General features: G+C 57.4%; 23 protein-coding genes. 10 read left to right on the top strand and 13 right to left on the bottom strand.

Annotated features, from left to right (window positions below; translation table 11 throughout):
* Positions 1-129: 129 nt before the first annotated feature.
* The gene (locus tag NAC44_RS07995) at positions 130-723 is read right to left on the bottom strand and encodes a J domain-containing protein (RefSeq protein WP_250939926.1); all 594 of its coding nucleotides are present in this window, start codon (positions 721-723) and stop codon (positions 130-132) included.
* A gap of 254 nt (positions 724-977) precedes the next feature.
* On the opposite strand from NAC44_RS07995, the gene purL reads away from it, so the two are divergent.
* The 4 genes from purL to NAC44_RS07975 all read left to right on the top strand — a co-directional run bounded on the left by purL (position 978) and on the right by NAC44_RS07975 (position 5,982).
* Complete coding sequence (purL, locus tag NAC44_RS07990) at positions 978-3,212, top strand: phosphoribosylformylglycinamidine synthase subunit PurL (RefSeq protein WP_250939866.1); 2,235 nt, start codon at positions 978-980, stop codon at positions 3,210-3,212.
* 15 nt (positions 3,213-3,227) lie between these two features.
* Positions 3,228-3,464 carry a BolA/IbaG family iron-sulfur metabolism protein gene (locus NAC44_RS07985; RefSeq protein ID WP_250939865.1) on the top strand — a complete coding sequence of 79 codons (237 nt, stop codon included), beginning with the start codon at positions 3,228-3,230 and terminating at the stop codon, positions 3,462-3,464.
* Between the two features lie 375 nt (positions 3,465-3,839).
* Positions 3,840-4,175 carry a Grx4 family monothiol glutaredoxin gene (gene grxD / locus NAC44_RS07980; protein WP_250939864.1) on the top strand — a complete coding sequence of 112 codons (336 nt, stop codon included), beginning with the start codon at positions 3,840-3,842 and terminating at the stop codon, positions 4,173-4,175.
* 559 nt (positions 4,176-4,734) lie between these two features.
* Positions 4,735-5,982 carry a multidrug effflux MFS transporter gene (locus NAC44_RS07975; protein ID WP_250939863.1) on the top strand — a complete coding sequence of 416 codons (1,248 nt, stop codon included), beginning with the start codon at positions 4,735-4,737 and terminating at the stop codon, positions 5,980-5,982.
* A 212-nt stretch (positions 5,983-6,194) separates the two neighbouring features.
* Here the strand turns inward: NAC44_RS07975 and NAC44_RS07970 are convergent, their stop codons facing one another.
* The 6 genes from NAC44_RS07970 to rpsD form a co-directional block, all read right to left on the bottom strand.
* A complete protein-coding gene (locus tag NAC44_RS07970; protein ID WP_250939862.1) occupies positions 6,195-7,016 on the bottom strand; it encodes an inositol monophosphatase family protein in 822 nt (273 codons plus the stop codon).
* Between the two features lie 21 nt (positions 7,017-7,037).
* On the bottom strand, positions 7,038-7,862 hold the full coding sequence (locus NAC44_RS07965; protein WP_250939861.1) for an inositol monophosphatase family protein: 825 nt from the start codon (positions 7,860-7,862) through the stop codon (positions 7,038-7,040).
* A 33-nt stretch (positions 7,863-7,895) separates the two neighbouring features.
* Positions 7,896-8,816, bottom strand: a complete 921-nt coding sequence (ttcA, locus tag NAC44_RS07960) for a tRNA 2-thiocytidine(32) synthetase TtcA (RefSeq protein WP_250939860.1) — start codon at positions 8,814-8,816, stop codon at positions 7,896-7,898.
* A gap of 34 nt (positions 8,817-8,850) precedes the next feature.
* Positions 8,851-9,633: a ChbG/HpnK family deacetylase gene (locus tag NAC44_RS07955; RefSeq protein WP_250939859.1), complete on the bottom strand. Its 783-nt coding sequence runs from the start codon at positions 9,631-9,633 to the stop codon at positions 8,851-8,853.
* Between the two features lie 162 nt (positions 9,634-9,795).
* Positions 9,796-10,722: a glutaminase gene (locus tag NAC44_RS07950; RefSeq protein ID WP_250939858.1), complete on the bottom strand. Its 927-nt coding sequence runs from the start codon at positions 10,720-10,722 to the stop codon at positions 9,796-9,798.
* Positions 10,723-10,824: 102 nt separating this feature from the next.
* On the bottom strand, positions 10,825-11,442 hold the full coding sequence (gene rpsD, locus NAC44_RS07945; protein WP_250939856.1) for a 30S ribosomal protein S4: 618 nt from the start codon (positions 11,440-11,442) through the stop codon (positions 10,825-10,827).
* Between the two features lie 334 nt (positions 11,443-11,776).
* Here rpsD and NAC44_RS07940 point away from each other — a divergent pair, with 334 nt between their 5' ends.
* Positions 11,777-12,763 (top strand): TerC family protein, encoded by a 987-nt coding sequence (locus NAC44_RS07940; RefSeq protein ID WP_250939854.1) that lies wholly within the window; start codon positions 11,777-11,779, stop codon positions 12,761-12,763.
* 74 nt (positions 12,764-12,837) lie between these two features.
* The gene (gene pepT / locus NAC44_RS07935) at positions 12,838-14,073 is read left to right on the top strand and encodes a peptidase T (RefSeq protein ID WP_250939852.1); all 1,236 of its coding nucleotides are present in this window, start codon (positions 12,838-12,840) and stop codon (positions 14,071-14,073) included.
* Positions 14,074-14,095: 22 nt separating this feature from the next.
* On the opposite strand, the gene NAC44_RS07930 is transcribed toward pepT, so the two are convergent.
* Complete coding sequence (locus tag NAC44_RS07930; protein ID WP_250939850.1) at positions 14,096-14,692, bottom strand: TetR/AcrR family transcriptional regulator; 597 nt, start codon at positions 14,690-14,692, stop codon at positions 14,096-14,098.
* A gap of 133 nt (positions 14,693-14,825) precedes the next feature.
* On the opposite strand from NAC44_RS07930, the gene NAC44_RS07925 reads away from it, so the two are divergent.
* Entirely contained in the window at positions 14,826-15,794 is a 969-nt protein-coding gene (locus NAC44_RS07925) for an alpha/beta hydrolase family protein (RefSeq protein ID WP_250939848.1), read from the top strand.
* A 22-nt stretch (positions 15,795-15,816) separates the two neighbouring features.
* On the opposite strand, the gene NAC44_RS07920 is transcribed toward NAC44_RS07925, so the two are convergent.
* Both NAC44_RS07920 and NAC44_RS07915 read right to left on the bottom strand, forming a co-directional pair.
* Positions 15,817-16,803, bottom strand: a complete 987-nt coding sequence (locus NAC44_RS07920; protein WP_250939846.1) for an alpha/beta hydrolase — start codon at positions 16,801-16,803, stop codon at positions 15,817-15,819.
* A 32-nt stretch (positions 16,804-16,835) separates the two neighbouring features.
* The gene (locus NAC44_RS07915) at positions 16,836-18,356 is read right to left on the bottom strand and encodes a helicase HerA domain-containing protein (RefSeq protein ID WP_250939844.1); all 1,521 of its coding nucleotides are present in this window, start codon (positions 18,354-18,356) and stop codon (positions 16,836-16,838) included.
* A 240-nt stretch (positions 18,357-18,596) separates the two neighbouring features.
* Between NAC44_RS07915 and NAC44_RS07910 the strand changes: the two genes are divergently transcribed.
* A complete protein-coding gene (locus NAC44_RS07910; protein ID WP_250939842.1) occupies positions 18,597-18,866 on the top strand; it encodes a hypothetical protein in 270 nt (89 codons plus the stop codon).
* A gap of 273 nt (positions 18,867-19,139) precedes the next feature.
* On the opposite strand, the gene NAC44_RS07905 is transcribed toward NAC44_RS07910, so the two are convergent.
* From NAC44_RS07905 to NAC44_RS07895, 3 genes are all read right to left on the bottom strand, one after another.
* A complete protein-coding gene (locus tag NAC44_RS07905) occupies positions 19,140-20,432 on the bottom strand; it encodes a hemolysin family protein (RefSeq protein ID WP_250939840.1) in 1,293 nt (430 codons plus the stop codon).
* Between the two features lie 127 nt (positions 20,433-20,559).
* On the bottom strand, positions 20,560-21,372 hold the full coding sequence (gene murI / locus NAC44_RS07900) for a glutamate racemase (protein WP_250939838.1): 813 nt from the start codon (positions 21,370-21,372) through the stop codon (positions 20,560-20,562).
* Positions 21,359-22,168, bottom strand: coding sequence for an RNA methyltransferase (locus NAC44_RS07895; RefSeq protein ID WP_250939836.1), 810 nt, complete (start codon positions 22,166-22,168; stop codon positions 21,359-21,361). Before NAC44_RS07895 ends, murI begins: the two co-directional genes overlap by 14 nt.
* Before the next feature lie 202 nt (positions 22,169-22,370).
* On the opposite strand from NAC44_RS07895, the gene NAC44_RS07890 reads away from it, so the two are divergent.
* Together NAC44_RS07890 and NAC44_RS07885 are read left to right on the top strand one after the other, a co-directional pair.
* Positions 22,371-23,585: an NADP-dependent isocitrate dehydrogenase gene (locus NAC44_RS07890; RefSeq protein ID WP_250939835.1), complete on the top strand. Its 1,215-nt coding sequence runs from the start codon at positions 22,371-22,373 to the stop codon at positions 23,583-23,585.
* 76 nt (positions 23,586-23,661) lie between these two features.
* A complete protein-coding gene (locus NAC44_RS07885) occupies positions 23,662-24,285 on the top strand; it encodes a glutathione S-transferase family protein (RefSeq protein WP_250939834.1) in 624 nt (207 codons plus the stop codon).
* Positions 24,286-24,288: the final 3 nt, after the last annotated feature.

The raw sequence follows: 24,288 nt of genomic DNA, 5'->3' as shown, positions 1-24,288 counted from the left end.
ACAGTCGCCGGAGAAGCATACCTGTCCTCTAGGGCATCGTGCCGAAAATCGGAATCGGCACGATGCCCTAAGATTTTGTTTCCGCATCGGTTGTTTCCGAAAACCGGTCCCCACTTTTCGGCCGATGCTCTATTCCGCCGCCTTCGGCAGGTCCGGCACCGGATCGGCCAGCGCCTCATTCAGCGGTTCCAGCTCATACGTATAACCTTCCAGCATGGAATAGGCGCGTTCGATGGCTTCGATCTGGGTTTCGGCCGACTTGATGGCATCGGCGATCGATTGGGTGCGTGCCCGCAACATGGATCCCAGTACATCGGTGTCAGGCCGCCTGCCAATACGGTCGACATGTTTGCGGATGCGGGTGCGGTGGCGCTCCAGTTCGAGAATATGAAAGCGGGCTTTGAGAATATCGTCGGTGAGCTTGCGTCTGAGCGCTGCTACCGGGTCGAAGCTTCCCGGTTCGCGCTCATCCAGGATCATGTCGTTGACCAGGGTTTCGAGTACCATCAGGCCCTTGAGATCGGCGACATCGGCCAGTTGCGGATCATAGCCCGTATCGTCATAGACCTTGCGGCGCACCGGGTCTTTTAACAATTCATAGGAGGTGTTCAGCTTGCCGAATTCATCCGGATCGCCGCCCGTGTCGGGATGGGAGGTCTTGACCTTGCGGCGATAGGCAGCCTTGATGGCCACATCGTCAGCGTCGCGCTCCAGTCCGAGCATGGAATAGGGATCGATCACAGGGGCACCTGTCTTCAGTGTTTAGGCATGGGGCGTGGTTATGACCAAGTTTAGCGCATGGCAGGGCAAAAATGTGAAAAGAAATTGCCTATCCCCAAGGAGATTATCGCTCTCCGTGCAATGACACCCTGCATTTATGCCACTGCAACCTTGGAAATCCTGCATTTTTAAGTCGCGCGACGGGATCGACTGGGGTAAAAGGGCGTCAAAATTCCACGCCGGACGAAGAGAACATCATGACGATCCCGAACGCCATCCAGATCACCCCGGACCTGATCGCCTCGCATGGGCTGAAGCCGGAGGAATATGATCGGATCCTGCAACTGATCGGGCGGGAACCGACCTTTACCGAACTCGGTATTTTTTCCGCCATGTGGAACGAGCATTGCTCTTATAAATCCTCGAAGAAGTGGCTGCGAACCCTGCCGACGCAGGGTCCCCGCGTCATTCAGGGACCGGGTGAAAATGCCGGCGTCGTCGATATCGACGATGGCGACTGTGTCGTCTTCAAGATGGAAAGCCACAACCACCCCTCCTACATCGAACCCTATCAGGGCGCGGCAACCGGGGTGGGCGGCATTCTGCGCGACGTCTTCACCATGGGTGCAAGGCCGGTTGCGGCGATGAATGCGCTGCGCTTCGGCGCGCCGGATCACCCCAAGACAAAACATCTCGTGGCAGGCGTCGTCGCCGGTGTCGGTGGCTATGGCAATTCCTTCGGCGTGCCGACGGTTGGTGGCGAAGTGGAATTCGACGAGCGCTATAACGGCAATATTCTCGTCAACGCCTTTGCCGCTGGTCTGGCGAAAAGCGATGCGATCTTCTACTCCAAGGCCGAAGGTGTGGGCCTGCCGGTGGTTTATCTCGGCGCCAAAACCGGTCGCGACGGCGTGGGCGGCGCCACCATGGCCTCTGCCGAATTTGATGAATCCATCGAGGAAAAGCGCCCGACCGTGCAGGTCGGCGACCCCTTCACCGAAAAATGCCTGCTGGAAGCCTGTCTCGAACTGATGGCGACCGGCGCGGTCATCGCCATTCAGGACATGGGTGCGGCCGGCCTCACCTGCTCTGCCGTCGAAATGGGCGCGAAAGGTGATCTCGGCATCGAGCTCGATCTCGACAAGGTGCCGGTGCGCGAAGACAATATGACGGCCTATGAAATGATGCTCTCCGAAAGCCAGGAGCGCATGCTGATGGTGCTGCAGCCGGAGAAAGAGGCGCAAGCCAAGGCGATCTTCATCAAATGGGGTCTGGATTTCGCCATTGTCGGCAAGACCACCGATGATCTGCGTTTCCGCATCCTGCATCAGGGCGAGGAAGTGGCCAATCTGCCGATCAAGGATCTCGGCGATCAGGCCCCGGAATATGACCGGCCCTGGCGCGAGGCCGACAAGCGCGCGCCGCTGCCCGCCCATATGGTGGAAGAGCCTGCCGATTACGGTGCGACCATCCTGACGCTGGTGGGTTCGGCCAACCAGTCGAGCCGCCGTTGGGTTTATGAGCAATATGACACGCTGATCCAGGGCAATTCCTTGCAGCTTCCCGGCGGCGATGCCGGTGTGGTCCGTGTTGAAGGCCATGCCACCAAGGCGCTCGCCTTTTCCTCCGATGTGACGCCGCGCTATGTCGAGGCCGACCCTTACGAAGGCGGCAAGCAGGCCGTTGCCGAATGCTGGCGCAACATCACCGCAACCGGGGCCGAACCGCTTGCCTCCACCGACAATCTCAATTTCGGCAATCCGGAAAAGCCGGAGATCATGGGCCAGTTCGTCGGCGCGATCAAAGGCATCGGCGAGGCCTGCCGGGCGCTGGATTTCCCCATCGTATCGGGCAATGTCTCGCTCTATAACGAGACCAATGGTGTGGCCATCCTGCCGACGCCGACCATTGCCGGGGTCGGCCTTTTGCCGGACTGGAGCCGCATGGCGAAAATTGGCACCGCCAATGAAGGCGATGCGGTGCTTTTGATCGGTGTCGATGGCAGCCATCTCGGCAGCTCCATCTATCTGCGCGACATTCTCGGTCGCACAGATGGACCGGCGCCCGAGGTCGATCTTTATGCTGAACGTCGCAATGGTGATTTCATCCGTTCCGCCATCCGCAACGGACAGGTCACGGCTGCGCATGATATTTCTTCAGGCGGCCTGGCGCTGGCGCTCGCCGAAATGGCGATCGCCTCGAACAAGGGCATGGAAATCGATCTCTCCGACAGCCGCGGCCTGATGCATGGCCTGCTGTTTGGCGAGGATCAGGCGCGCTATGTGATCACCGTTCCCACCGACCTTGCCAATTTCATCACCGCCAATGCGGAAGGTGCCGGCATTCCCTTCCGCCGTCTTGGTAAGGTGCAGGGTGATCATCTGGCAATTGCCGATGTGTGCACAATTGCCGTTGACGAATTGCGCAAGGCGCATGAATCATGGTTCCCTGATTTCATGGATGGCAAGGCAGCAAGCCTTGCCGCCGAATAATCTGGGAGCACAATCATGGCCATGAACCCCGGCGACATTGAAGACCTGATCAAGACCGGCATTCCCGGTGCAAAAGTCACGATCCGCGATCTGGCGGGTGATGGCGACCATTATGCTGCCGAAGTGGTGGCCGAAGCCTTTCGTGGCAAGACCCGCGTGCAGCAGCATCAGATGGTTTACGACGCCTTGAAAGGCAATATGGGCGGCGTGCTGCATGCACTTGCCTTGCAAACCTCCATTCCCGAAACCTGATTGGACAGGATCGCCATGGCGAACCCGATTACATCTTTCCTCTCCTCATTGTTGAACTCCATAAAGTCGGAATTCAAGGAGCGGCGACAATACCAGGAAACCCGACGCAAACGCGCAGAATCATCCGAACAGCCCGCAAAACCTGTCACTCGGGCGGTGCACCGCAGCAAGGCCGCCCGTCAGGCGCGGCGCGTGACCCGCAATCGCGGCTGAGCTTAATCGACATACGGGTGTCCTGGGCGGGAAGACTGGCAGCAGGATACACCAGCTGCGGTCATGAGAAATTCCTCTGCCGGTTTTGCATCTGACGGCAAAAGCGCCTATATAGACCATCGAGCAAGTGCGGTCTTGCCCCGCATGTGAAAGGATTGATCCATGAGCGGTGTACAAGAATTCATCGACAATGAAGTGAAAAGCAATGACGTGGTGCTGTTCATGAAAGGCACGCCACAGTTTCCGCAATGCGGCTTTTCCGGTCAGGTCGTGCAGATGCTTGATTATCTTGGCGTGACCTATAAAGGCATCAATGTTCTGGCCGATCAGGAAATCCGTCAGGGCATCAAGGATTATTCAAACTGGCCGACCATTCCTCAACTATATGTCAAGGGTGAGTTTATCGGCGGCTGCGATATCGTGCGGGAAATGTTCCAGGCCGGCGAACTTCAGGGCCATTTCGAAGAAAAGGGCATTGCCGTTCGCGGTGCCGCCTAGAGCAGTATCCCGAGAAAAGTGTGAAACGGTTTTCCGTCCGCAAATGCGGAAAAACAAAGAGTGAGAGCATTTCACTTTTTCCGTGAAACAGTAAAATGCTCTAAGGACGAAGTGCGGCACTCCTTTTCAGGATGCGCCGTGACGCTGGATACGCGCCGTGCAACATAGTGCACGGCGTTTTGTTTGCAGGCATTCCCAGATGGAAAACCGCATAAATCATTTTCCAGCCTGCCTGATCAATGGTTATCGGGCCATGGCAGTTTGGCGATACAGAAGACCGGTTTCCGGCCACACAGCATTTTCCCGCATACTTTTCATTGACAAAAAGTTAGCGCTAACAGGTCATGCTGGCCCGATTGTCATTTGCCTGCAAGCAAAACTGTTATAGAGACAAATTGGCGTCTCCATGCGATGCGAGACTTTCACATCAGACAGAACCACATTGGAGCATAATTCGATCGGGATGAAACCCGGACGGATGACATTATGCAAAAGCGCGAATGATATCCTGATGATGATCACGCGCTTTCCACCAAATTATGCAACAGGACTGTATTCAATGGCATCCCCCCCACTCCCGGCAACGGCAGCGCGCCACCGGCTTGGAAAGCTGGAATTTGTCGCGCTCTGCGCCCTGATGATGGCCTTGAACTCGCTGGCGATCGACGTGATGCTGCCGGCGCTTGGCGATATCGGCAAGGCTCTCCATGTCAGCGATATCAATCACTCCCAGTTCATCGTCACTTCTTATCTTATCGGCTTCGGTGTCGGGCAATTGTTCTATGGCCCAATCTCCGACCGTTTCGGTCGGCGTAATCCCTTGCTTTTCGGTATGGCGCTTTATGTGATTGCCGCCTTGGCGATTACCCAGGTTCCCAGCTTTGCAGGTCTGCTTCTGCTGCGTTTCATTCATGGTCTTGGCGCTGCTGCAACGCGTGTGATCACGGTTTCCATCGTGCGCGATCTTTATAACGGGCGCGAAATGGCCGAGGTCATGTCACTGATCATGATGGTGTTCATGGTGGTGCCGGTTATCGCGCCTGGGACGGGGCAGTTGATCCTCGCCTTTGGCGAATGGCACCTTATTTTTCTGTTCATCGCTTTTGGCGGACTTGCCATTACTCTTTGGACCTATATACGCCTGCCAGAAACACTGGATGCCGTGAACAAGCGCGAATTTACTGCAAGCGTTATTGTCAATGGTTTCAAACTTGTGCTGACCAATCGCCTGTCGCTTTGCTATACGCTGGCCTGCACCTTCATTTTCGGATCTTTGTTTGGCTTTATCAATTCGGCACAGGCCATCTATGTCGGTATTTATAATCTGGGCGATCTGTTTCCGGTTGCCTTTGCCGCTGTAGCAATTTTCATGTCTGTGTCGGCCTTTATCAATTCAAGGCTTGTTGGGCGGATTGGCATGCGCCGCCTCTCTCACGGCGCGCTCTTGGGCTTTATGGCAAGCACGGGCCTATGGCTTTTCGCCGAACTGACCATGCCTGCGCCCATGCCCTTCATGATGTTCATCAGCTTTTTTTCCGTCACCATGTTCCTGTTCGGATGGATTGGCGCGAATTTTCAGGCACTGGCGATTGAGCCTCTCGGACAATTGGCAGGAACCGCCTCTTCCGTGCAAGGCTTCATCCTGACATTGGGTGGGTCTTTGATTGGCGCAATCATCGGTCAGGCCTTCAATGGCACATCATTGCCGCTGGTTCTGGGCTATTTTCTGCTGTCGCTTGTCGGCCTTGGTTTTGTGCTTCTGGCGGAAAAGGGGCAGTTGTTTCAGCCACATAATCCGCCCGTCTGAACAAATTGAGCGCTGATTTGGTAAAGCATTGTCCCGATGAAATGCGGAGCACTTTTCTCGGGACAATGCTCTACAGCGCCGTGCGCCAAATATGGCGCACGGCGCTGTAACACTTTTAATCTGCTGCATAATTTTCACTTTAAATCGATCCCGATTTAAGGAATTATGCAGTAGTTTTCAGTTTTGCCGTCATTGCACGACAGCTCTCTCGATCAAAGCGTGAAGATTTTCTGCCGCAATTCCTGCCAGCTCTCTTCATCCGGTGCCAACAGCAGGCCACCATCCACATGGCGCGGCAGATAAGGGCTGCCATCGAAACGGGCGGCATAGGCGCCCGCCTCCTGGGAAATCAGTGTTCCGGCCAGATGATCCCAGGGCATCAGCTTGTTGTACATGGCAAAATGCAGATGTCCCTGAGCAAAGGCGCGGTATTCATGTGCAGCACAGCGATAGCTGGTGAAAATCCGCACCTCAGCCAGATTGACCAGAATTTTTCGCCGGGTTTCCAGATCGAAAAAGCCGGTATTGGCAATGCCGACCATCTGCGACAGGTCCGGTGCCGGCACGACCGCCATTTTCTCCTGACTGCCATCCGGCCTGCACAGCCATGCGCCAGAGCCCTGCTCGGCAATTGCCCAGTCATTGCCCATCGGATCATAGATCAGCCCGGCCACCGTTTCGCCCTTACGGATGACACTGAGCATCACGCCAAAGAGCGGCAGACCGGCGGCGAAGTTAAAGGTCCCGTCGATCGGATCAACCACCACAGCCAGGTCCGCATCCGCAAGCCTGGTCAAAAGCGCCGGATCGGCAGCCACCGCCTCCTCGCCGATAAAAACAGCCTCGGGCATGACCTCCTCGATCCGGGCGCGAATCAGCCGCTCGGCCGCCTCGTCTGCTTCGGTGACGAGATCGATGGCCTCGGTCTTCATCCGCACATCGCCTTCGCCGAGATTGCGAAAGCGCGGCAGGATTTCCTTGTACGCCGCCTCCTGCAACACATTGGCAAGGGCAGCAATATCGATCTCGGCCATACGGTCCTCCGTTTGAAAGGCTCAAGCTAAAACAATATTTTGCAGCACCATGGTCCAGCTCTCCCGATCGGGTGCGGACAGGATGCCGCCGGTCAGATCCCCCGGCCTATAGGGACTGCCATCGAAACGCGCGGTCACGCCGCCCGCTTCCTGATGAATGAGCACGCCCGCCAGATGATCCCAGGGCATGAGTTTATAATGACCGATGAAATGCACCTTGCCGGTGGCAACCAGCCAATATTCATAGGCCGAGCAATTATAGGCAAAGGCCATTCTCGTTTTCGCCAGATTGGCAGCGATCCGCTTTTTTTCCTCATAAACGATATCATTGATCGAAATCGTTCCGACCATGCTGGAAAGCTCGACCGCTCCGGCAACGGCAATCGGCGTCGAGACGCCATCGGCGCGCAGCATTCTGGCCCCGGCCCCTTTGGTCGCCACCAGCGTATCGCCGAGCACCGAATCATGAATGATACCTGCGACTGTCTCGCCCTTGACCACCACAGCCATATTGGTGCCATAGGTCGGCAGGCCCGCCTGAAAATTGAAGGTGCCGTCCACCGGATCGATGACGAAGGCAAGCTCGGCTTCCTTCAGGGCATCCAGAAGACCGGGATTGGTTTCCGTTGCCTCCTCACCGACGATGAGTGCCTTTGGCCAAAGAGCCTTCAGCGCCTCGGTCATCCGCTGTTCCGAGAGAAGATCGGCCTCGGTTACCAGATCGATCGAGGATTTTTTCTCGGTAATCGCGCTGTCGGCCAGACGGCGGAACCGTGGGCGAATTTCAAGGGCAGCAGCGTCCTTGACAATGGTCAGGACAGTTTCAAGGTCGCGGTCGTGAAACACGGAATGGCTTTCTTGGAAGGAAGAGGAAACGGATCACACCTCGCTGCCCGTTTCATGTGACGGCAGCGTGACAGAAAGGGCAGAAAAATCGAAGAGTTTCGGATCGAGCAGATGCGAGGGGTTCACATGGGAGAGCGCTCTTAACATCACATCCTTGCGGCCCGGCATTTTCGCCTCGATGCCCGCCAGCATCTCCTTCATGGCATTGCGCTGCAAACCATCCTGCGAACCGCAGAGATCGCAGGGAATGATGGGAAACTGCATGGCGGTGGCGAATCTGGCCAGATCGTCCTCGGCTGCATAGGCGAGCGGACGCAGCAGGAAAAGATCGCCCTCATCGTTCAGGAGCTTGGCCGGCATGGCCGTCAGCCGCCCGCCATGGAAGAAATTCATGAAAAAGGTTTCGAGAATATCTTCCCGGTGATGGCCCAGCACCAGCGCATCGCAGCCCTCTTCCCGCGCCACCCGGTAAAGATGGCCGCGCCGCAGCCGTGAACAGAGTGAGCAATAGGTTGCCCCTTCCGGCAACTTCTCCTTCACCACCGAATAGGTGTCGCGATATTCGATGCGATGGGCAACGCCGATGGACGTCAGATAGTCCGGCAGCACATGTTTTGGAAAGTTCGGCTGACCTTGATCAAGATTGCAGGCGATCAGTTCGACCGGCAACAGCCCGCGCCATTTCAGATCGAGCAGGATGGCCAGAAGCCCATAGCTGTCCTTGCCGCCGGAAAGGCCGATCAGCCAGCGCTTCTGCTGTTTCAGCATGGCAAAGTCGTCGATGGCCTGACGTACCTGCCGCAAAAGCCGTTTGCGCAGCTTGTTGAAGGAGACGCTTTTCGGCGCATGGGCAAAGAGCGGATTGGCAAATCCTTCGTCCGGCCCGTCATCTGGACCATCATCCAGATTGGCCTCTGCATGCTCATTCCCCTGCGGGGAAAATGCGATAGTCATGATCGGCGCCTTTTCGCGAAAACAGGATTGGCGCTTATTGCCGCATCAGCTCGGCAAATTCAACCTCACGCGCCTTCATCTGCCGATCACGGGATTGCAAAACGGCATCGGCATGACCCGGCTTGCACATGATCACCGCGTTTTTGGGCGCATTGCGCATGATATGCTTCAAGGTGGCGGCGAAGCCTTGTGGATTGCGACGCATGTAAAACCCGGTCAACGGACCACGCACCTGATAACCGGCTTCGGCCATTTGCCGATTGAAGCCAACAGCCATGCGTTTGATGGCCGTGATGCATAGTCGCTGAGACAGGGTGTTCGCCAGATTCGCATCCGGCTCGCCACGCAGCCAGGGCGCATGGCCGCGCGGGCTGATCAAAAGGTCGCGCCTTGCAATCAGCCATTCCCGCACAACCGGAAAATAATGCACATGCTGATACCCGTCGATATAATCCGGTGTGCGTCCCACCACATCAATGAAGGCGTTCAACTGGGCATCCAGCTCCCGTTGCAGCTTGCCCTTGTCGATACCGCCAAGCAGCGATTGCACCATGCGGCGGCGCATGCTGCACATAGGTTTCACCCCGCTCAAAGGCTTGAAGTTGGTCAAAGTGAGATGCAGGCCAAGCGCGGTGCCATGATCCTGCGCCACCGGCAAAAGCAGTTCCGCCTCGTCACGCCAATCGTCAAACACCGTCATGCAGCTTGTACCGCAAATTTTTCCTTCGGCAATCAGCGTGCGGATCGCCTGATCAACGCCCGGAGACAGACCATAGCCATCTGCGACGATGCAGGGCCGTGCTCCCGTTGTTTTCATGTCCATCATCTGCCTCACGCCCGCATCTCGGACGCCTTTCCTTGCCGAACTGGGCCGCCGCCGGCTTGACCCGTCATCTTCAAACATCTCACGCAGATTGAAGAGCGGAGATATATACAACCGAAATCCACAGATCCGGTTAAAACCGGCAGCACAATTCAATCAATGGCCGAACACCGACCATCCCGTGCGCTGTGTGAGCATTTCCAGCGCCTCGGAACCGAGCGCGGAATTGCCCACCTTGTTCAGTCCCGGCGACCATACTGCAATGGAAGCCTTGCCTGGCGCTATCGCCAGAATGCCACCGCCGACGCCGCTCTTACCGGGCAGACCGACGCGATAGGCAAAATCGCCAGATCCGTCATAATGGCCGCAGGTGAGCATCAATGCATTGATGCGCCGCGCCCGCTTTTCCGACACCACCGAAAAACCGGTCAGCGGATTGGTTCCACGATTGGCGAGATAAAGCCCCGCATGGGAGAGCTGCACACAACTCATGGCCAGCGCGCATTGGTGAAAATAAACCCCGAGCACGAGTTCGGCGGCATGGTGCAGATTGCCGAAGGCATGCATGAAATTGGCCAGCGCCACATTGCGATAGCCGGTTTTCTGCTCGGAACGGGCAACCTTTTCATCAATCGTTATACTGTCATCATCGGCCAGATAGCGCATAAAGCGCAGAAACTCACCGATGGCCTCACGCGGTGCATGGCCCGCGAGCACCATATCCGTAATGACGATGGCGCCCGCATTGATGAAGGGATTGCGCGGTATCCCGTGCTCATGCTCCAGCTGCACGATCGAATTGAAGGCAGACCCCGAAGGCTCCCGCCCCACCCGCGACCAGATGCTTTCGCCCGCCTTGCCAAGGGCCAGCGTCAGCATGAACACCTTGGAAATGCTCTGGATCGAAAACGGCACAGAAGCATCACCCGCCGTGAAGGTTTCACCATCAACGGTTGTCACCGCCAGACCAAACTGCTTCGCATCGATGCGCGCCAGCTCCGGAATGTAATCGGCAATCTTGCCTTCACCCAGGCGGGGCTTCATCGCAGAGGCGATATCATCGACGATCTCTTGCAGATTCATGTCCCGATCCTGACGCAGTTCTTCCTTATTTTCACCAGAATGTGCTGCACTGCAAACAGAAAAAGCCGCCCATAGGGCGGCTTCTCCAAAAGCGTAATAAAATCAGCGTGAATAGAATTCGACGACCAGCTGCGGCTCCATGACGACCGGATACGGAACGTCGGAGAGGCCGGGAACGCGAACGAAGGTCGCAACCATCTTGTTGTGGTCAGCGTCGATATAGTCCGGAACGTCGCGTTCTGCGAGCTGAACCGATTCCAGCACGGTGACGAGCTGCTTCGACTTCTGACGCACTTCGATAACGTCGCCAGCCTTGCAACGGTAGGAACCGATGTTGACGCGAACGCCGTTGACGGTCACGTGGCCGTGGTTGACGAACTGACGGGCAGCAAACACGGTCGGCACGAACTTGGCGCGGTAGACGATGGCGTCCAGACGCGATTCCAGCAGGCCGATCAGGTTTTCGCCGGTGTCGCCCTTGCGGCGGTTGGCTTCGTCATAGGTGGCGCGGAACTGCTTTTCACGGATATCGCCGTAATAGCCCTTCAGCTTCTGCTTGGCGCGCAGCTGAACGCCGAAGTCGGAGAGCTTGCCCTTGCGGCGCTGGCCGTGCTGGCCGGGGCCGTATTCGCGGCGATTGACCGGGGACTTCGGACGGCCCCAGATATTTTCGCCCATGCGGCGATCAATTTTATACTTCGATGCAGCGCGCTTGCTCATCGTATTTCCTTCTTGTTCTTGGCGGCCCGAAAGGGCCAGTTTGTCGAGGAAACACGCCCTCCTCTGGATTGCCTCTCGGCCTCTCCTGACAGGCTCCCACATTCAAAAGAACGGAGATGCCACGGGACATGTCATGAATACACCGGGCGTCTCCACCCGGCGTTGGCGGGGTCTTTACGCATTGGACAGAAAAATGTCAACCGCCCCGCTTGAACTTCACGTTTGCGTGATTATCTTGGCTTCAATGCAGAGACGGGCCCCTCTGACGCGAGAGCCGGACTTTCGTGATGTCGTCGCTGCAATCCCAAACCCTTCCGGCAGGGAATCCCGCATAATGGAATTTCTTTGGGTCGACTTTCTGGGCAAGCCCGTCTGGATGTGGCTTTTCTTTCTCGCCGTCGTTGCTTTTCTTCTCATTCTCGATCTTGGCCTGCTGCATAAAAACAGCAAGGAGATCGGCATGGGCGAAAGCTTCGCCTTTTCCGCCTTCTACATCACCCTTGGCGTCGCCTTTGGCGGCTGGATCTGGTGGCTATCAGGCAGTCAGGCCGCCCTTGAATATATGACCGGCTTCGTCATCGAAAAAAGCCTGGCAATGGACAATATCTTCGTCATTGCCATGATTTTCAGCTATTTCGCCATTCCGCGCGCCTATCAGCACCGGGTGCTGCTGTTCGGCATTCTCGGCGTCATCATCCTGCGCGGCATTATGATTGCCGGCGGTGCGGCGATCGTCGAAAGCTATCATTGGGTGCTTTATATCTTCGCCGCCTTTCTGGTGTTTACCGGCATCAAAATGCTGCTATCGGCCGACAAGGAATATGATGTCTCGACCAATCCAGTGCTTAAATTCGTGCGCCGTCACCTGCCGGTGACGGAAAAGCTCGAGGGCGACCATTTCGTCGTGCGCAAGGCCGATGAGACGACCGGCAGGGTCAAGACCTATATCACGCCGCTGCTTCTGGCGCTGATCATGGTGGAATTCGTCGATCTGGTGTTTGCCGTCGATTCGATCCCGGCGATCTTCGCCATCACCACCGACCCCTATCTGGTCTATACCTCGAACATCTTCGCCATTCTGGGGCTGCGCGCGCTCTATTTTGCCCTCTCGGCGCTTATCCACCGCTTTGCCTATCTCAAATATGCACTGGCTGTGGTTCTGGTGTTCATCGGCTCTAAGATTTTCATTGCCGACATGCTGGGCCTGACGAAAATCCCGCCGCTTCTGTCACTTGGCATCACGCTTGGCATTCTGGCAGCCGGCATTCTCGGCTCGCTCTGGGCCACGAAAGATCGGGGAAACAAAATCGAAGCGAAATAAACCCTCGTCCCGCCGCATTCCCTGCGGCGGGAAACCGGTCTATAGATCACTCTTCCTATGAGATGGATGAGATTATGACCGATACAATCCTTGACCGTTTTCTGCGCTATGTGGTGATCGACACCCAGTCCAACCCGCTCTCCGGTGCCCAGCCGTCCACGGAAAAGCAGAAAGACCTCGGCCGCCTGCTGGAAAAGGAATTGCAGGCCATGGGTCTTGCCGATGCCCATCTCGACGAGCATGGCAATGTCTATGCAACGATCCCCGCCACCTCGGACAAGACGGTTCCCGTCATCTGCTTCTGCTCGCATATGGATACGGCCCCGGATTTTACCGGCACCCATGTCAAACCGCAGCTGGTGAAAAATTATCAGGGCGGCGACATCGTGCTGCCCGGCGACCAAAATCAGGTGATCCGCGTCAGCGACAATCCCGAACTGAAAAACCAGATCGGCCATGATATCGTCACCACCGACGGCACCACACTTCTCGGCGCGGATGACAAAGCGGGCATTGCCGAAATCATGACGGCGGCACAGTTTCTGCTCGACCATCCGGAGATCAAACGCGGTGCGGTGAAAATCCTCTTCACCACGGATGAGGAAATCGGCCGCGGCGCCGACAAGGTCGATCTGAAAAAGCTGGGCGCTGCTTTCGGCTATACGCTGGATGGCAGCACGGTGGGCGAGATCGAGAACGAGACCTTTTCCGCCGATGCGGTGGATATCGAGATCAGCGGTGTCGCCATTCATCCCGGCACGGCCAAGGGGCGGATGGAAAACGCCATCCGCATCGCCTCCGCCATCATCGCCCGTCTGCCAAAGGACATGGCGCCGGAAACCACCGAAGGCCGTCAGGGCTTCATTCATCCAACCGGCATCACCGGCGCAATGGAAGGTGCGAAAATCGGCTTCATCATCCGCGATTTCGAGGTGGACGGCCTGCACCAAAAGGAAAAGCTGCTCGAAGAGATCACCCGAAGTGTGATGCAGGACTATCCCGGCTCCAGCCACAGTTTCAAAGTGCATGAACAATATCGCAACATGAAAATGGTGCTCGACCAGCACCCGGAGGTGGTGGACAATCTCTCCGAAGCCGTGCGCCGTGTGGGGTTGACGCCGAAACTCACCAGCATTCGCGGCGGCACGGACGGCTCACGCCTCTCCTTCATGGGCCTGCCCTGCCCCAATATCTATACCGGCGGCCACGCCTATCACTCGCCGCTGGAATGGGTGAGTGTGCAGGACATGGAGATTTCCGCCCGCACCATTGTCGAACTTGTCAAAGTCTGGGAAGAGCGGGCCGCGTAAGCGGCTCCCGTCTCAGACTGCCTCAGGCGCGATAACGCAAACCATCGATAACCAGAGCGAACATGCGCTCGAGAAAATCCTCTTCGCCATGGGCAGCGGCGGAGAGGCCACCCACAACCCGCAACAGGTCGTAGGGATCGATCCCCTCCCGGATGTCTCCAGCAGCAACCGCCCTTTGCATCAGCATGGAAAGCGCCGGCTCGAAATTCCCGCGAAAATAATCGGGCAGGCTGTCATAGGCTGGATCGCCGGAATGCAGCGCACTTGTCAGCCCTTTCTTGGCGGCCAGAAACTGCAAATAACGCCTCAGCCATAAGATTAACGCCTCAACCGGCGCATGGATTGCCGCCAGCGCAGCGGCCTCTTTGGCACAAGCATCCACCTGCTGGCGAAACACGGCGGCCACAAGATCGGAGCGCTTGGGAAAGCGGCGATAAAGCGTGCCAATGCCCACCCCTGCCCGTGCGGCAATATCCCTGACCGGCACATCGACACCCTGTTCAGCAAAAGCCGCTTTCGCAGCCTCCAGCACCGCATCCTCATTGCGCAGGGCATCGGCTCGCAGGCCACGCCTGTCCTCGCCCTTCACATCCTGTGCAGCATTCTGGCTCTCCGTCACACACCTCTCCTTCGACAGGGCAAAATTTCCCTTGATAAACGGAACAATGTTCCGTATATAAATCGGAACAAGGCTCCGTTTTCTTTATACGGCAATAGCATCAGGTTTTCCACCCCCGATAGGACCATTCCTCATGAACAGATTGATCCATATGGCCGGCTTCATTCCGGTCAATGAAGAGCGCACGACGCTTTCTTTGAACCGTGTTTCCTTGTCTGCGCCAGGACGTTCGACACCGCTGGAACTCAGGATCACAGCCCCCATGGAGGGTGATCATCTACCAGTGATCCTGCTTTCGCATGGCCATGGTCCCTCACTTTATCTCCCCTCCAAGGATGGTTATGGGCCACTGGCTCAGTTTTATGCCGAACACGGTTTTGTCGTCATTCAGGCGAGCCACGCCAATTCCAAGGTCGCCGGTCTGGAGCCGACGGCCCCGGATGGCCCGCTGTTTTGCCGTATCCGGGCCGAGGAAATGCGATTGATTATTGATCGTCTGGAGGAGATCGAGGCCATGGCTCCCTTTATCAGGGGCCGGATCGATCACCAGAAGATCGCCGCCGTCGGGCATTCACTGGGTGGGCATACGGTCTCGCTGCTGCTTGGCGCACGCATGACCGACCCGAATGACGCGGTAGCGCGCAATGCCAGACTTCACGATCCACGTATCAAGGCGGGCGTGCTGCTGGCGGCACCCGGCAATGGCGGCAAGGATCTCAGCGACTATGCCGCGCAGCATTATTCCGTGCTGAATACGGATTTTTCGACGATGACGAGCAAGGCGCTGGTGGTCTATGGCGACAGTGACACCAGCCCGCATCTAACCAAACGCGGTGCCGACTGGCATGCCGATCCCTTCCATGAGAGCCCCGGAGCCGATTATCTGCTGACACTGATTGGTGCAAAACACGGACTGGGGGGCATTTCGGGCTTCGATGCCAAAGAAGCAGACGACGAAAATCCCGATCGGCTGGCGATCACGCAGAGAATGAGCTGGGCCTATCTGCAGTCGGCACTGCATGAGGGCGATACCGCCTGGGAGAACGCCTGTGCCGCGCTGAAAGACCAGGCAAGCGAATTCGGCTTTGTCACCGGAAAATAACGACAAGAGACAAGGTGCGGGCTTACAACAGATCGTTCGACCGCATCCATGTTTCCAGCATCGGCGTCCAGGTGACGTGACCGTCATGGCCTTTACCCATGGCAAAGCCATGGCCACCCTTATCCATGATTTCGAGCTTAACCGGAACGCCCGCTTTTTTCAGCGCAGCCCGCATGATCATCGAGTTTTCGATATTGGAAATCGGATCGTCTTTCGCCTGCACAAGAAAGAACGGCGGATCGCCTTTTTTGACATGGGTTTCCACCGACCATTCCGCCGTTTCTTTAGCCGATGGATGGCTGCCGATCAACTGTTTGCGGGTTGAGGTATGATCATAAGGAGGTTTCAGCGTGATCACCGGATAGGCAAGAATGGCAAAATCCGGTCTAGCCGAGAGGCTGTCTGCGGCATCCTGCGGCGGATAAAGCCTCTCATCGAAGCGGGTCGCCAACATGCCCATCAGATGACCGCCCGCCGAAAATCCCATGCAGCCGATACGGTCGGGGTCAAGAGAAAGGCTCCTGGCTCTGGAGCGGATCAGCCGCATGGCGCGGGCGGCGTCCTGAAGCGGTGCTTTCGGCCCGGCAAGCCAGCCCTCACCGGGCAAACGATAGGTGAGGACAAAGGCTGTGACACCGCGCGCGGTCAGCCAATCCGCCCCCGCCATGGCTTCCTTTTCGATCTCCTCGAAGCGATAACCGCCACCGGCGGCAATCAGCACCGATGTGCCATTCGGCCTTTCCGGCAGCACCATGCGCATGACCGGCGTTGCGATATGGGAGACTGCACCATGATGGCCAACATGCGGCGCGCCCTCTGGTCCGCCACCGCCCGGTGGCGCATCCGGCCAGAGCCGGATCTCTTCCGATACGGCAGGCTGCCTGTGGCCGATTGAGCCTGTATAAAGCGCCGATGCGTCTTCAGAGAGCGATGTCTTGTCGGATGCCCATGCTGCAGAACTCCACAGCATCCATCCCAGAAAAGCCCGACGTCCCGTCACCTTGGCCATCGCGTCTCCTGTCCAGACCTTCACAAAAGGCATTATTCGGCAGCACTGCGCGTGTCGTCGGCCTCTTCCGCCGCATTCGGATCGCCAGCCGCGGTCTCGGCATCGAGATCGGGAAAGGCGACGATGCGCTTGCCGGAAAAATCCGTATGCACCACGACCAGACCCTGCTCCTCGAAATAGCCAAGAAGACGGCGGGCACGACGCGCCGAATGGGTGCCATAGGCGCGGGCAATGCGCTGATCCGAGGGGCAAGGCTCCTTGCAGAGTGCAGCCTTCGCCATCAGCAGGAACACGCCCTGCAAATCATCAGAAACCCTGGCCGAGAGAGCGAGTGCCGTCTGCCAGCCTTCGGAGGCTGCTGTCTCGGCATCCACCCCGGCGCGGGCAACCGCCACCCGGCGGCGAAATTCACCCATGGCCATGGGCGGACCGCTGACACGACGCATGCGCACCCGCACCAGGAAATCCTGATAGAGCACGGAATCGGTGCGATAAGCCGCCTGCGGATCATCGAGAATTTCCGACAGAACTGCGGACAGCCGCTCCTCGCGCTCTTCCGGCGACAGGTCCGGCTGGCTTGCAGGACGGCTCGATGTGCTCTCTTCAGCGGCGGCAGGGGCGGCCTTGGCCAGTTCCGCCAGAATATCGGTGGTCGGGCGTGGCGCAGGCGGGGTCCGGCGGGTGAGTGGCCGGGTAAATTCTTCCGGATCGGGGGTAAAGATCAGCTCTTCCACATCCTGCGGCGCTTCCGGCAGCGGCATCAGCTTCGGGCTCGACGAGCGCGCCGATGTTTCCACCGTCCCAATGACGATCGGCAGCGGACGGCGCGACAGAGCCGGACCGAGGGCAACGAAATTGCCGCGTTTCAGGTCGCGGAACATTTCCGCCTGCCGCCGGTCCATGCCCAAAAGATCGGCGGCGCGGGCCATATCGATATCGAGAAAGGTGCGACCCATGAGGAAATTCGAGGCTTCGGCGGCGACATTCTTGGCAAGCTTTGCCAGTCGCTGCGTGGCGATCACGCCAGCCAGACCGCGCTTTCGCCCGCGGCACATCAGATTGGTCATGGCGCCGAGCGACAGCTTGCGCGCATCTTCCGACACATCGCCACCGACGGAAGGGGCAAACATCTGCGCTTCGTCCACCACCACCAGCACCGGATACCAGAATTCACGCTCGGCATCGAAAAGACCGTTGAGAAAAGTGCCTGCAGCGCGCATCTGCTGCTCGATATCCAGCCCTTCCAGCGTCAGCACACAGGAGACGCGATGCTGTCGGATGCGGTTGGCAATGCCGATCAACTCGCCATCGCTGCGTTCGCCATCGACAACGATATGGCCATATTTATCGGCAAGGGTAACGAAATCGCCTTCGGGGTCGATGATGACCTGCTGCACCCATTGCGCCGATTGCTCCAGAAGCCGCCGCAACAGATGCGACTTGCCCGATCCGGAATTGCCCTGCACCAGCAAACGCGTCGCCAGAAGCTCTTCGATATCGAGCTTGGCAGGCTGACCGCCCGCCACGGTTCCCATATCGATCCCGACCTGCACCTGAAGCCCTCACCTTTACGCCGATAAACTGCTCACGATAATTGGCTGTGTTTAACAGATATTCACCATGACGGCGCGTGCTTCTTCACGAAACCCACAGGTAAGGAAAATGTCCTCCGTTTTGTAATGGTAAATGCCACTAAGAAGGCTGCTCACTGCAAATCCTGTTGTGATGGCTGGTGTTTTACCAAAACGCGCTTGCCTTCACGATGCTGACCTGCCCAGAAATAGGCATAGGCCATGGTACCGATCAGTATCGAACATAAGGAGACAACAAAACATAAAATCTCAAAACCGTTCATGTTTCAAAACTACATTACAACCTATAGGATTGATTTGGGGCAAATCCGGCAAAAGGCAATAAGGTCAATAGGGATTCTTGCAGAAAAAAACGTGCCCGCGCGTTGCTGCATCCTCTTTAAAACCATCAGCTTCGGGGATGACCACACCGCATCAGACGCAGATTTCATCACGATGGAAACAGGTCGGTCTCAACCGGTTACAATCTGAAATCAGCACAAGCCTATATACGCGCCGAGAGGCACACAGCGCCGTGCGCCCAATATGGCGCACAAAACTCGCTGTTACACCTTTAATAAGCTGCGTCATTTTCATCTTCAATCTCACCCGATTGAAGGAATGATGCACTAAAGCAGTGTCCCGAGAAAAGTGTGAAACGGTTTTCCGTCCGGAATTGCGTAAAAACATAGAGTTAGAGCATTTCACTGTTTCCGTGAAACAGTGAAATGCTCTAACGCGTTTGTTGCTGTTATGAACTTACAGTTACTCTGGCTCTGCGACCGGCACCGGCGAAACGAGGATCTTGTCGATCCGGCGGCCATCGAGATCGATCACCTCGAATTTCCAGCCATTCTTGACGAAGCTTTCGCCCAGCGCTGGAATCCGCTTCAACTCATCCAGAACGTAACCGGCAACGGTGGTGAAATCCGGGTCGTCCTCGACCGGCACGCGGATCTGCTCGATAAACTCGTCAATCGGCGTCCAGCCGGCGACGAGATAGGAACCGTCATCGCGCAGGACAAGCGCCGGCTCCTCATCGCCTTCTTCCTGAAAGGCGCCCGTAATGGCTTCGAGAATATCGCCAGACGTGATGATGCCTTCGAAATGGCCGTATTCATCATAAACCAGCACCATGTGCAGCGAGGTCTTGCGGATGTCCTGAAGAATATCGATCGCATCCGCCAGATCGGAGACAATCGGCACCTCGCGCACCAGACTGCGCAGGTCGATTTCGCCGCCATTGGCCATGACGTTGTAAAAATCCTTGACCTGCAACACGCCGATGATCTCATCGGAATTGCCATTGCGCACCGGCATGCGCGAATGCTGGCTTTTTGCCAGCAGGTCTCGCACTTCATCCAGCGTGTCGTCGAGGCTGATCGCCTCGACATCGCGGCGTGGCGTCATCAGGCCGCGCGCGGTGCGGTCGGCAAGCCGCATGACGCCGGAAATCATCTGGGATTCTTCCGATTCGATCACGCCCGCGCTCTGGGCTTCGGCCAGCACCGTCTTGATTTCCTCATCGGTCACGCCGCCACCGGACGATCCCTTCTGGCCGAGCAGGGCAAGAACTGCGCGACCCGATCCATCGAGCAGCCAAACCAGCGGCGCACCGATCTTCGACAGCACCAGCATGGTGCCCGCCACTTTCGCAGCAACAATTTCAGGGTTGCGCAGCGCAATCTGTTTCGGCACCAGTTCGCCGATGATCAGCGACAGATAGGTGATGATCACGACCACGGAGCCGACGCCAAGCGCATTGGCCGCCGCCTCGCTCATCCCCTGCGTCAAAAGCCATTGGGACAGGCGTGCGCCAAGCGTTGCCCCGGAAAAGGCGCCGGATAGCACGCCGACAAGGGTGATGCCGATCTGCACCGTTGAAATGAAACGTCCCGGATCCTCCGCCAGCCGCATGGCAACCTTGGCGCCGCGATGGCCCTGATCTGCCAGGACTTTCAAACGGGCCGAGCGGGCAGATACCACCGCCAGCTCCGACATCGATAACACGCCGTTCAAGAGGGTGAGGAAGACAACGATGACGATTTCGGCAATCAAGCGAATTCAAATCTCATAGGAGCCGCGCAATGGCGGCGGGATAAGTCTACTAACACACATCCTTGCCTTATTCCAAACAGCAGGATGATTTTTCTCAATGAAAATTACTGTCTGCTTGAATCAGGCCTTATGTCGGGACAGCAAGACCAAAGCCCTGCAACAGACGTCTCGTGGAAAAATCCGGTCTGCCTGCGGTGAAAACCGCCCTGTCCGGCCCATCCGGATGATCGGTGTCCATCTCCAGAGGAACGAGGCGGCGCGCCTGCCGGGCAATGGCTTCCGCGGGGTCAAGCCAGTCCACCGGCCAGGGAGCAAGCCTGCGGAAGAGATTGGCGAGAAACGGATAATGCGTGCAGGCGAGAACGATGATATCGGTTTTTTGTCCGTCCTTTTCCTGAAAGCAGGGGGCAATTTCGCCAAGCACCGCCGCATCCTCCAGCGTCTCGCCGCGCAGGAAGGCTTCCGCCATGCGTGCCAGTTCCGGCGAGCCGACGAGATTGACCTCGCAACGGGTGGCGAAGGACTGGATCAGCTCGTGGGTATAAGCGCGCTTCACCGTACCGGGCGTGGCCAGCACCGAAACAAGGCCTGAACGGGTGCGTTCCGCAGCCGGCTTGATTGCCGGCACCGTGCCGATGAAACGCATATGAGGAAAAGCCTGCCGCAGGGCCGCACCGGCGAGCGTGAAGGCCGTGTTGCAGGCAATGATTACCGCCTCCGGCTGATGCTCTTCCAGAAGCGTTGCAAACAGGCGAACAATCCGTTCCTTGAGCGGCGCCTCTTCCCAGTCGCCATAGGGAAAAGCGGCGTCATCGGCCACATAAACGAAACCACGCTCCGGCATCAGCACCCGTGCCTCACGCAGAACCGTCAGGCCGCCGATACCGGAATCGAAGACCAGAACCGGCCTCACCTTCGGACATGCTCTAGTCTCTGTCATCCCCCTCGCCCTCTACTCGCATCTCGTCGCGGGGGCCGCGCTGAAAGCGGTCCAGCACCGAAACGACCCCGCGCATCACCTTGATTTCCGGCGATGTATAGGCCCGCCGCGAGATCACGGCGCGCAAGTTGTCGATCATTTTCGGCTTTTTATGGACTGGATGAAAATAGCCGCGTGCATCGAGCGCCTCTTCGAGATGCTCGAACAGGCCAACGACCTCTTCTTTTGTGGCAGGCTCCTGATCGATCTCGGTGAAGAGCGGCACGGAGGCGTCTTCCATGCCGGATTTCATCCACTCATAAGACATCAATAGCACGGCCTGGGCGATATTGAGCGAGGCGAAAGCCGGATTGACCGGAAAGGTGACAATTTCATCGGCCAGCGCCACATCCTCGTTGGTGAGGCCGGATTTTTCCCGACCAAAGAGGATACCGGTCTTTTCACCTGCGGTAAATTTTGCCCGAAGCGTCGAGGCCGCCGTGAGCGGCGAGCGCACCGGCTTGAACCCGTCGCGCTGGCGCGCCGTGGTGGCATAGACGAAATTCAGATCGGCAATTGCCTCTTCCAGCGTTTCATAGACCACGGTGCCGTCTATGACGTGATCGGCCTTGGCGGCGGCGGAACGGGCCTTTTCCGAAGGCCAGCCGTCGCGCGGTTTGACAAGACGCAATTCACCAAGACCGAAATTGGCCATGGCGCGCGCCACCATGCCGATGTTTTCGCCGAGTTGCGGTTCGACCAGAATGATTGCCGGTCCCTCGGCAATCAGTTCACGTTCGCTATTGGTGCCAGCCATATCATCCTTCCTGCTTTTGCGCCTGAATGGGGGGAAATCCGCAGGATTGCAAGAGCCGCCCAATGAAAATGCCCTATCGAAATACGCGACTACCCCCGGCTTGCTGTTTGCCTCCGGCGATGAGAATGCTATAGGCAAATCCGGTTGTTGAAACACCGCAGCGGCACGTTCTTCACGCCGCCCATTTTGATGAGGATAATTCATGCAAAAGATCAAGGTTGCTAACCCGGTCGTCGATCTCGACGGCGATGAGATGACGCGCATCATCTGGCAGTATATCAAGGAAAAGCTTATCCTGCCCTACCTTGATCTTGATATCGAATATTACGATCTGTCGGTTGAAAACCGCGACGCCACCAACGACCAGGTGACCGTCGATGCCGCCAACGCCATCAAGAAACACGGCGTCGGCATCAAGTGCGCGACCATCACCCCGGATGAAGCCCGCGTGAAGGAATTCAACCTGAAGCAGATGTGGAAGAGCCCGAACGGCACGATCCGCAACATCCTGGGCGGCGTTATCTTCCGCGAGCCGATCATCTGCAAGAACGTGCCGCGCCTCGTTCCCGGCTGGACCCAACCGATCGTTGTCGGCCGTCACGCCTTCGGCGACCAGTACCGCGCCACCGACTTCAAATTCCCCGGCAAGGGCAAGCTGACAATCAAGTTCGTCGGCGAAGACGGCGAAGTGATCGAAAAGGAAGTGTTCAACGCACCGGGTTCGGGCGTGGCCATGGCCATGTACAACCTCGACGAATCGATCCGCGAATTCGCCCGCGCCTCGATGATGTACGGCCTGATGCGCAAGTGGCCGGTGTATCTGTCCACCAAGAACACCATTCTCAAGGCCTATGACGGTCGCTTCAAGGATATTTTCCAGGAAGTCTACGAAGCCGAGTTCAAGGCCAAGTTCGACGAAGTCGGTATCACTTACGAACACCGCCTGATCGACGACATGGTTGCCTCTGCCCTCAAGTGGTCCGGCGGCTATGTCTGGGCTTGCAAAAACTATGACGGCGACGTGCAGTCGGATACGGTTGCGCAGGGCTTCGGCTCGCTCGGCCTGATGACCTCGGTTCTCCTGACCCCCGATGGCAAGACCGTCGAGGCAGAAGCTGCCCACGGCACGGTCACGCGCCACTACCGCCAGCACCAGAAAGGTCAGGAAACCTCGACCAACTCGATCGCCTCGATCTTCGCCTGGACCCGTGGCCTTGCCCACCGCGCCAAGCTGGACGACAATGCCGAGCTTGCCCGCTTTGCCTCCACGCTGGAAAAGGTCTGCGTCGAAACCGTCGAAGCCGGTTACATGACCAAGGATCTGGCGCTTCTGATCGGTCCCGATCAGCCGTGGCTCTCCACCACCGCCTTCCTCGACAAGATCGACGAAAACCTGAAAAAGGCCATGGCAGCCTGAATTTTCGCGCGTCTGAAAAACCCGGCTTCCATGCCGGGTTTTTTATTGCTGCAACAAAAAGATGGAGGAAACAATCATGAGCGATGAAGTCATTCTCTATACCAATCCTATGTCGCGCGGACGCATCGTGCGCTGGATGCTGGAAGAAATCGGCAAGCCCTACAAAACCGAATGGGTGACCTATGGTCCACAGATGAAATCGCCGGACTATCTGGCGATCAATCCGCTTGGCAAGGTGCCAGCCATAAGCCACAAGGGTGCGGTGGTGACGGAAACGCCCGCCATTCTTGCCTATCTGGCCGATGCCTTCCCTGAAGCCGGTCTCGCACCGGCACTGGATGCCCGCGCGTCCTACTACCGCTGGCTGTTCTTCATGGCTGGCCCGATGGAAGCGGCCGCCGTCAACGGCGCCTGCGGCTTTTCCGTTCCGGATGAAAAGCGGGGCATGATGGGCTATGTGGATCACAAGGGCATGTTCGACGTGATCGAGGCCGCGATCAAGGCCAGCCCCTTCATTGCCGGAGACAGCTTCAGCGCTGCCGATATCTACATGGCATCGCATCTGAATTTCCAGATGCATATGCTGGGTGCGGAAAAACGCGCTGTTCTGGTCGACTACGCCAAGCGCATGACCGACCGTGACGCCTTCCGCCGCGCATCCGCCATCGATGCCGAGGCCATGGAAGCAGCAAAGGCATAATAT

It is taken from the genome of Allorhizobium sonneratiae (assembly GCF_023700755.1).
GTDB lineage: Bacteria > Pseudomonadota > Alphaproteobacteria > Rhizobiales > Rhizobiaceae > Allorhizobium > Allorhizobium sonneratiae.
Note: the sequence above shows the minus strand (reverse complement) of the source record. Positions and strands in the feature narration are given on the sequence as shown.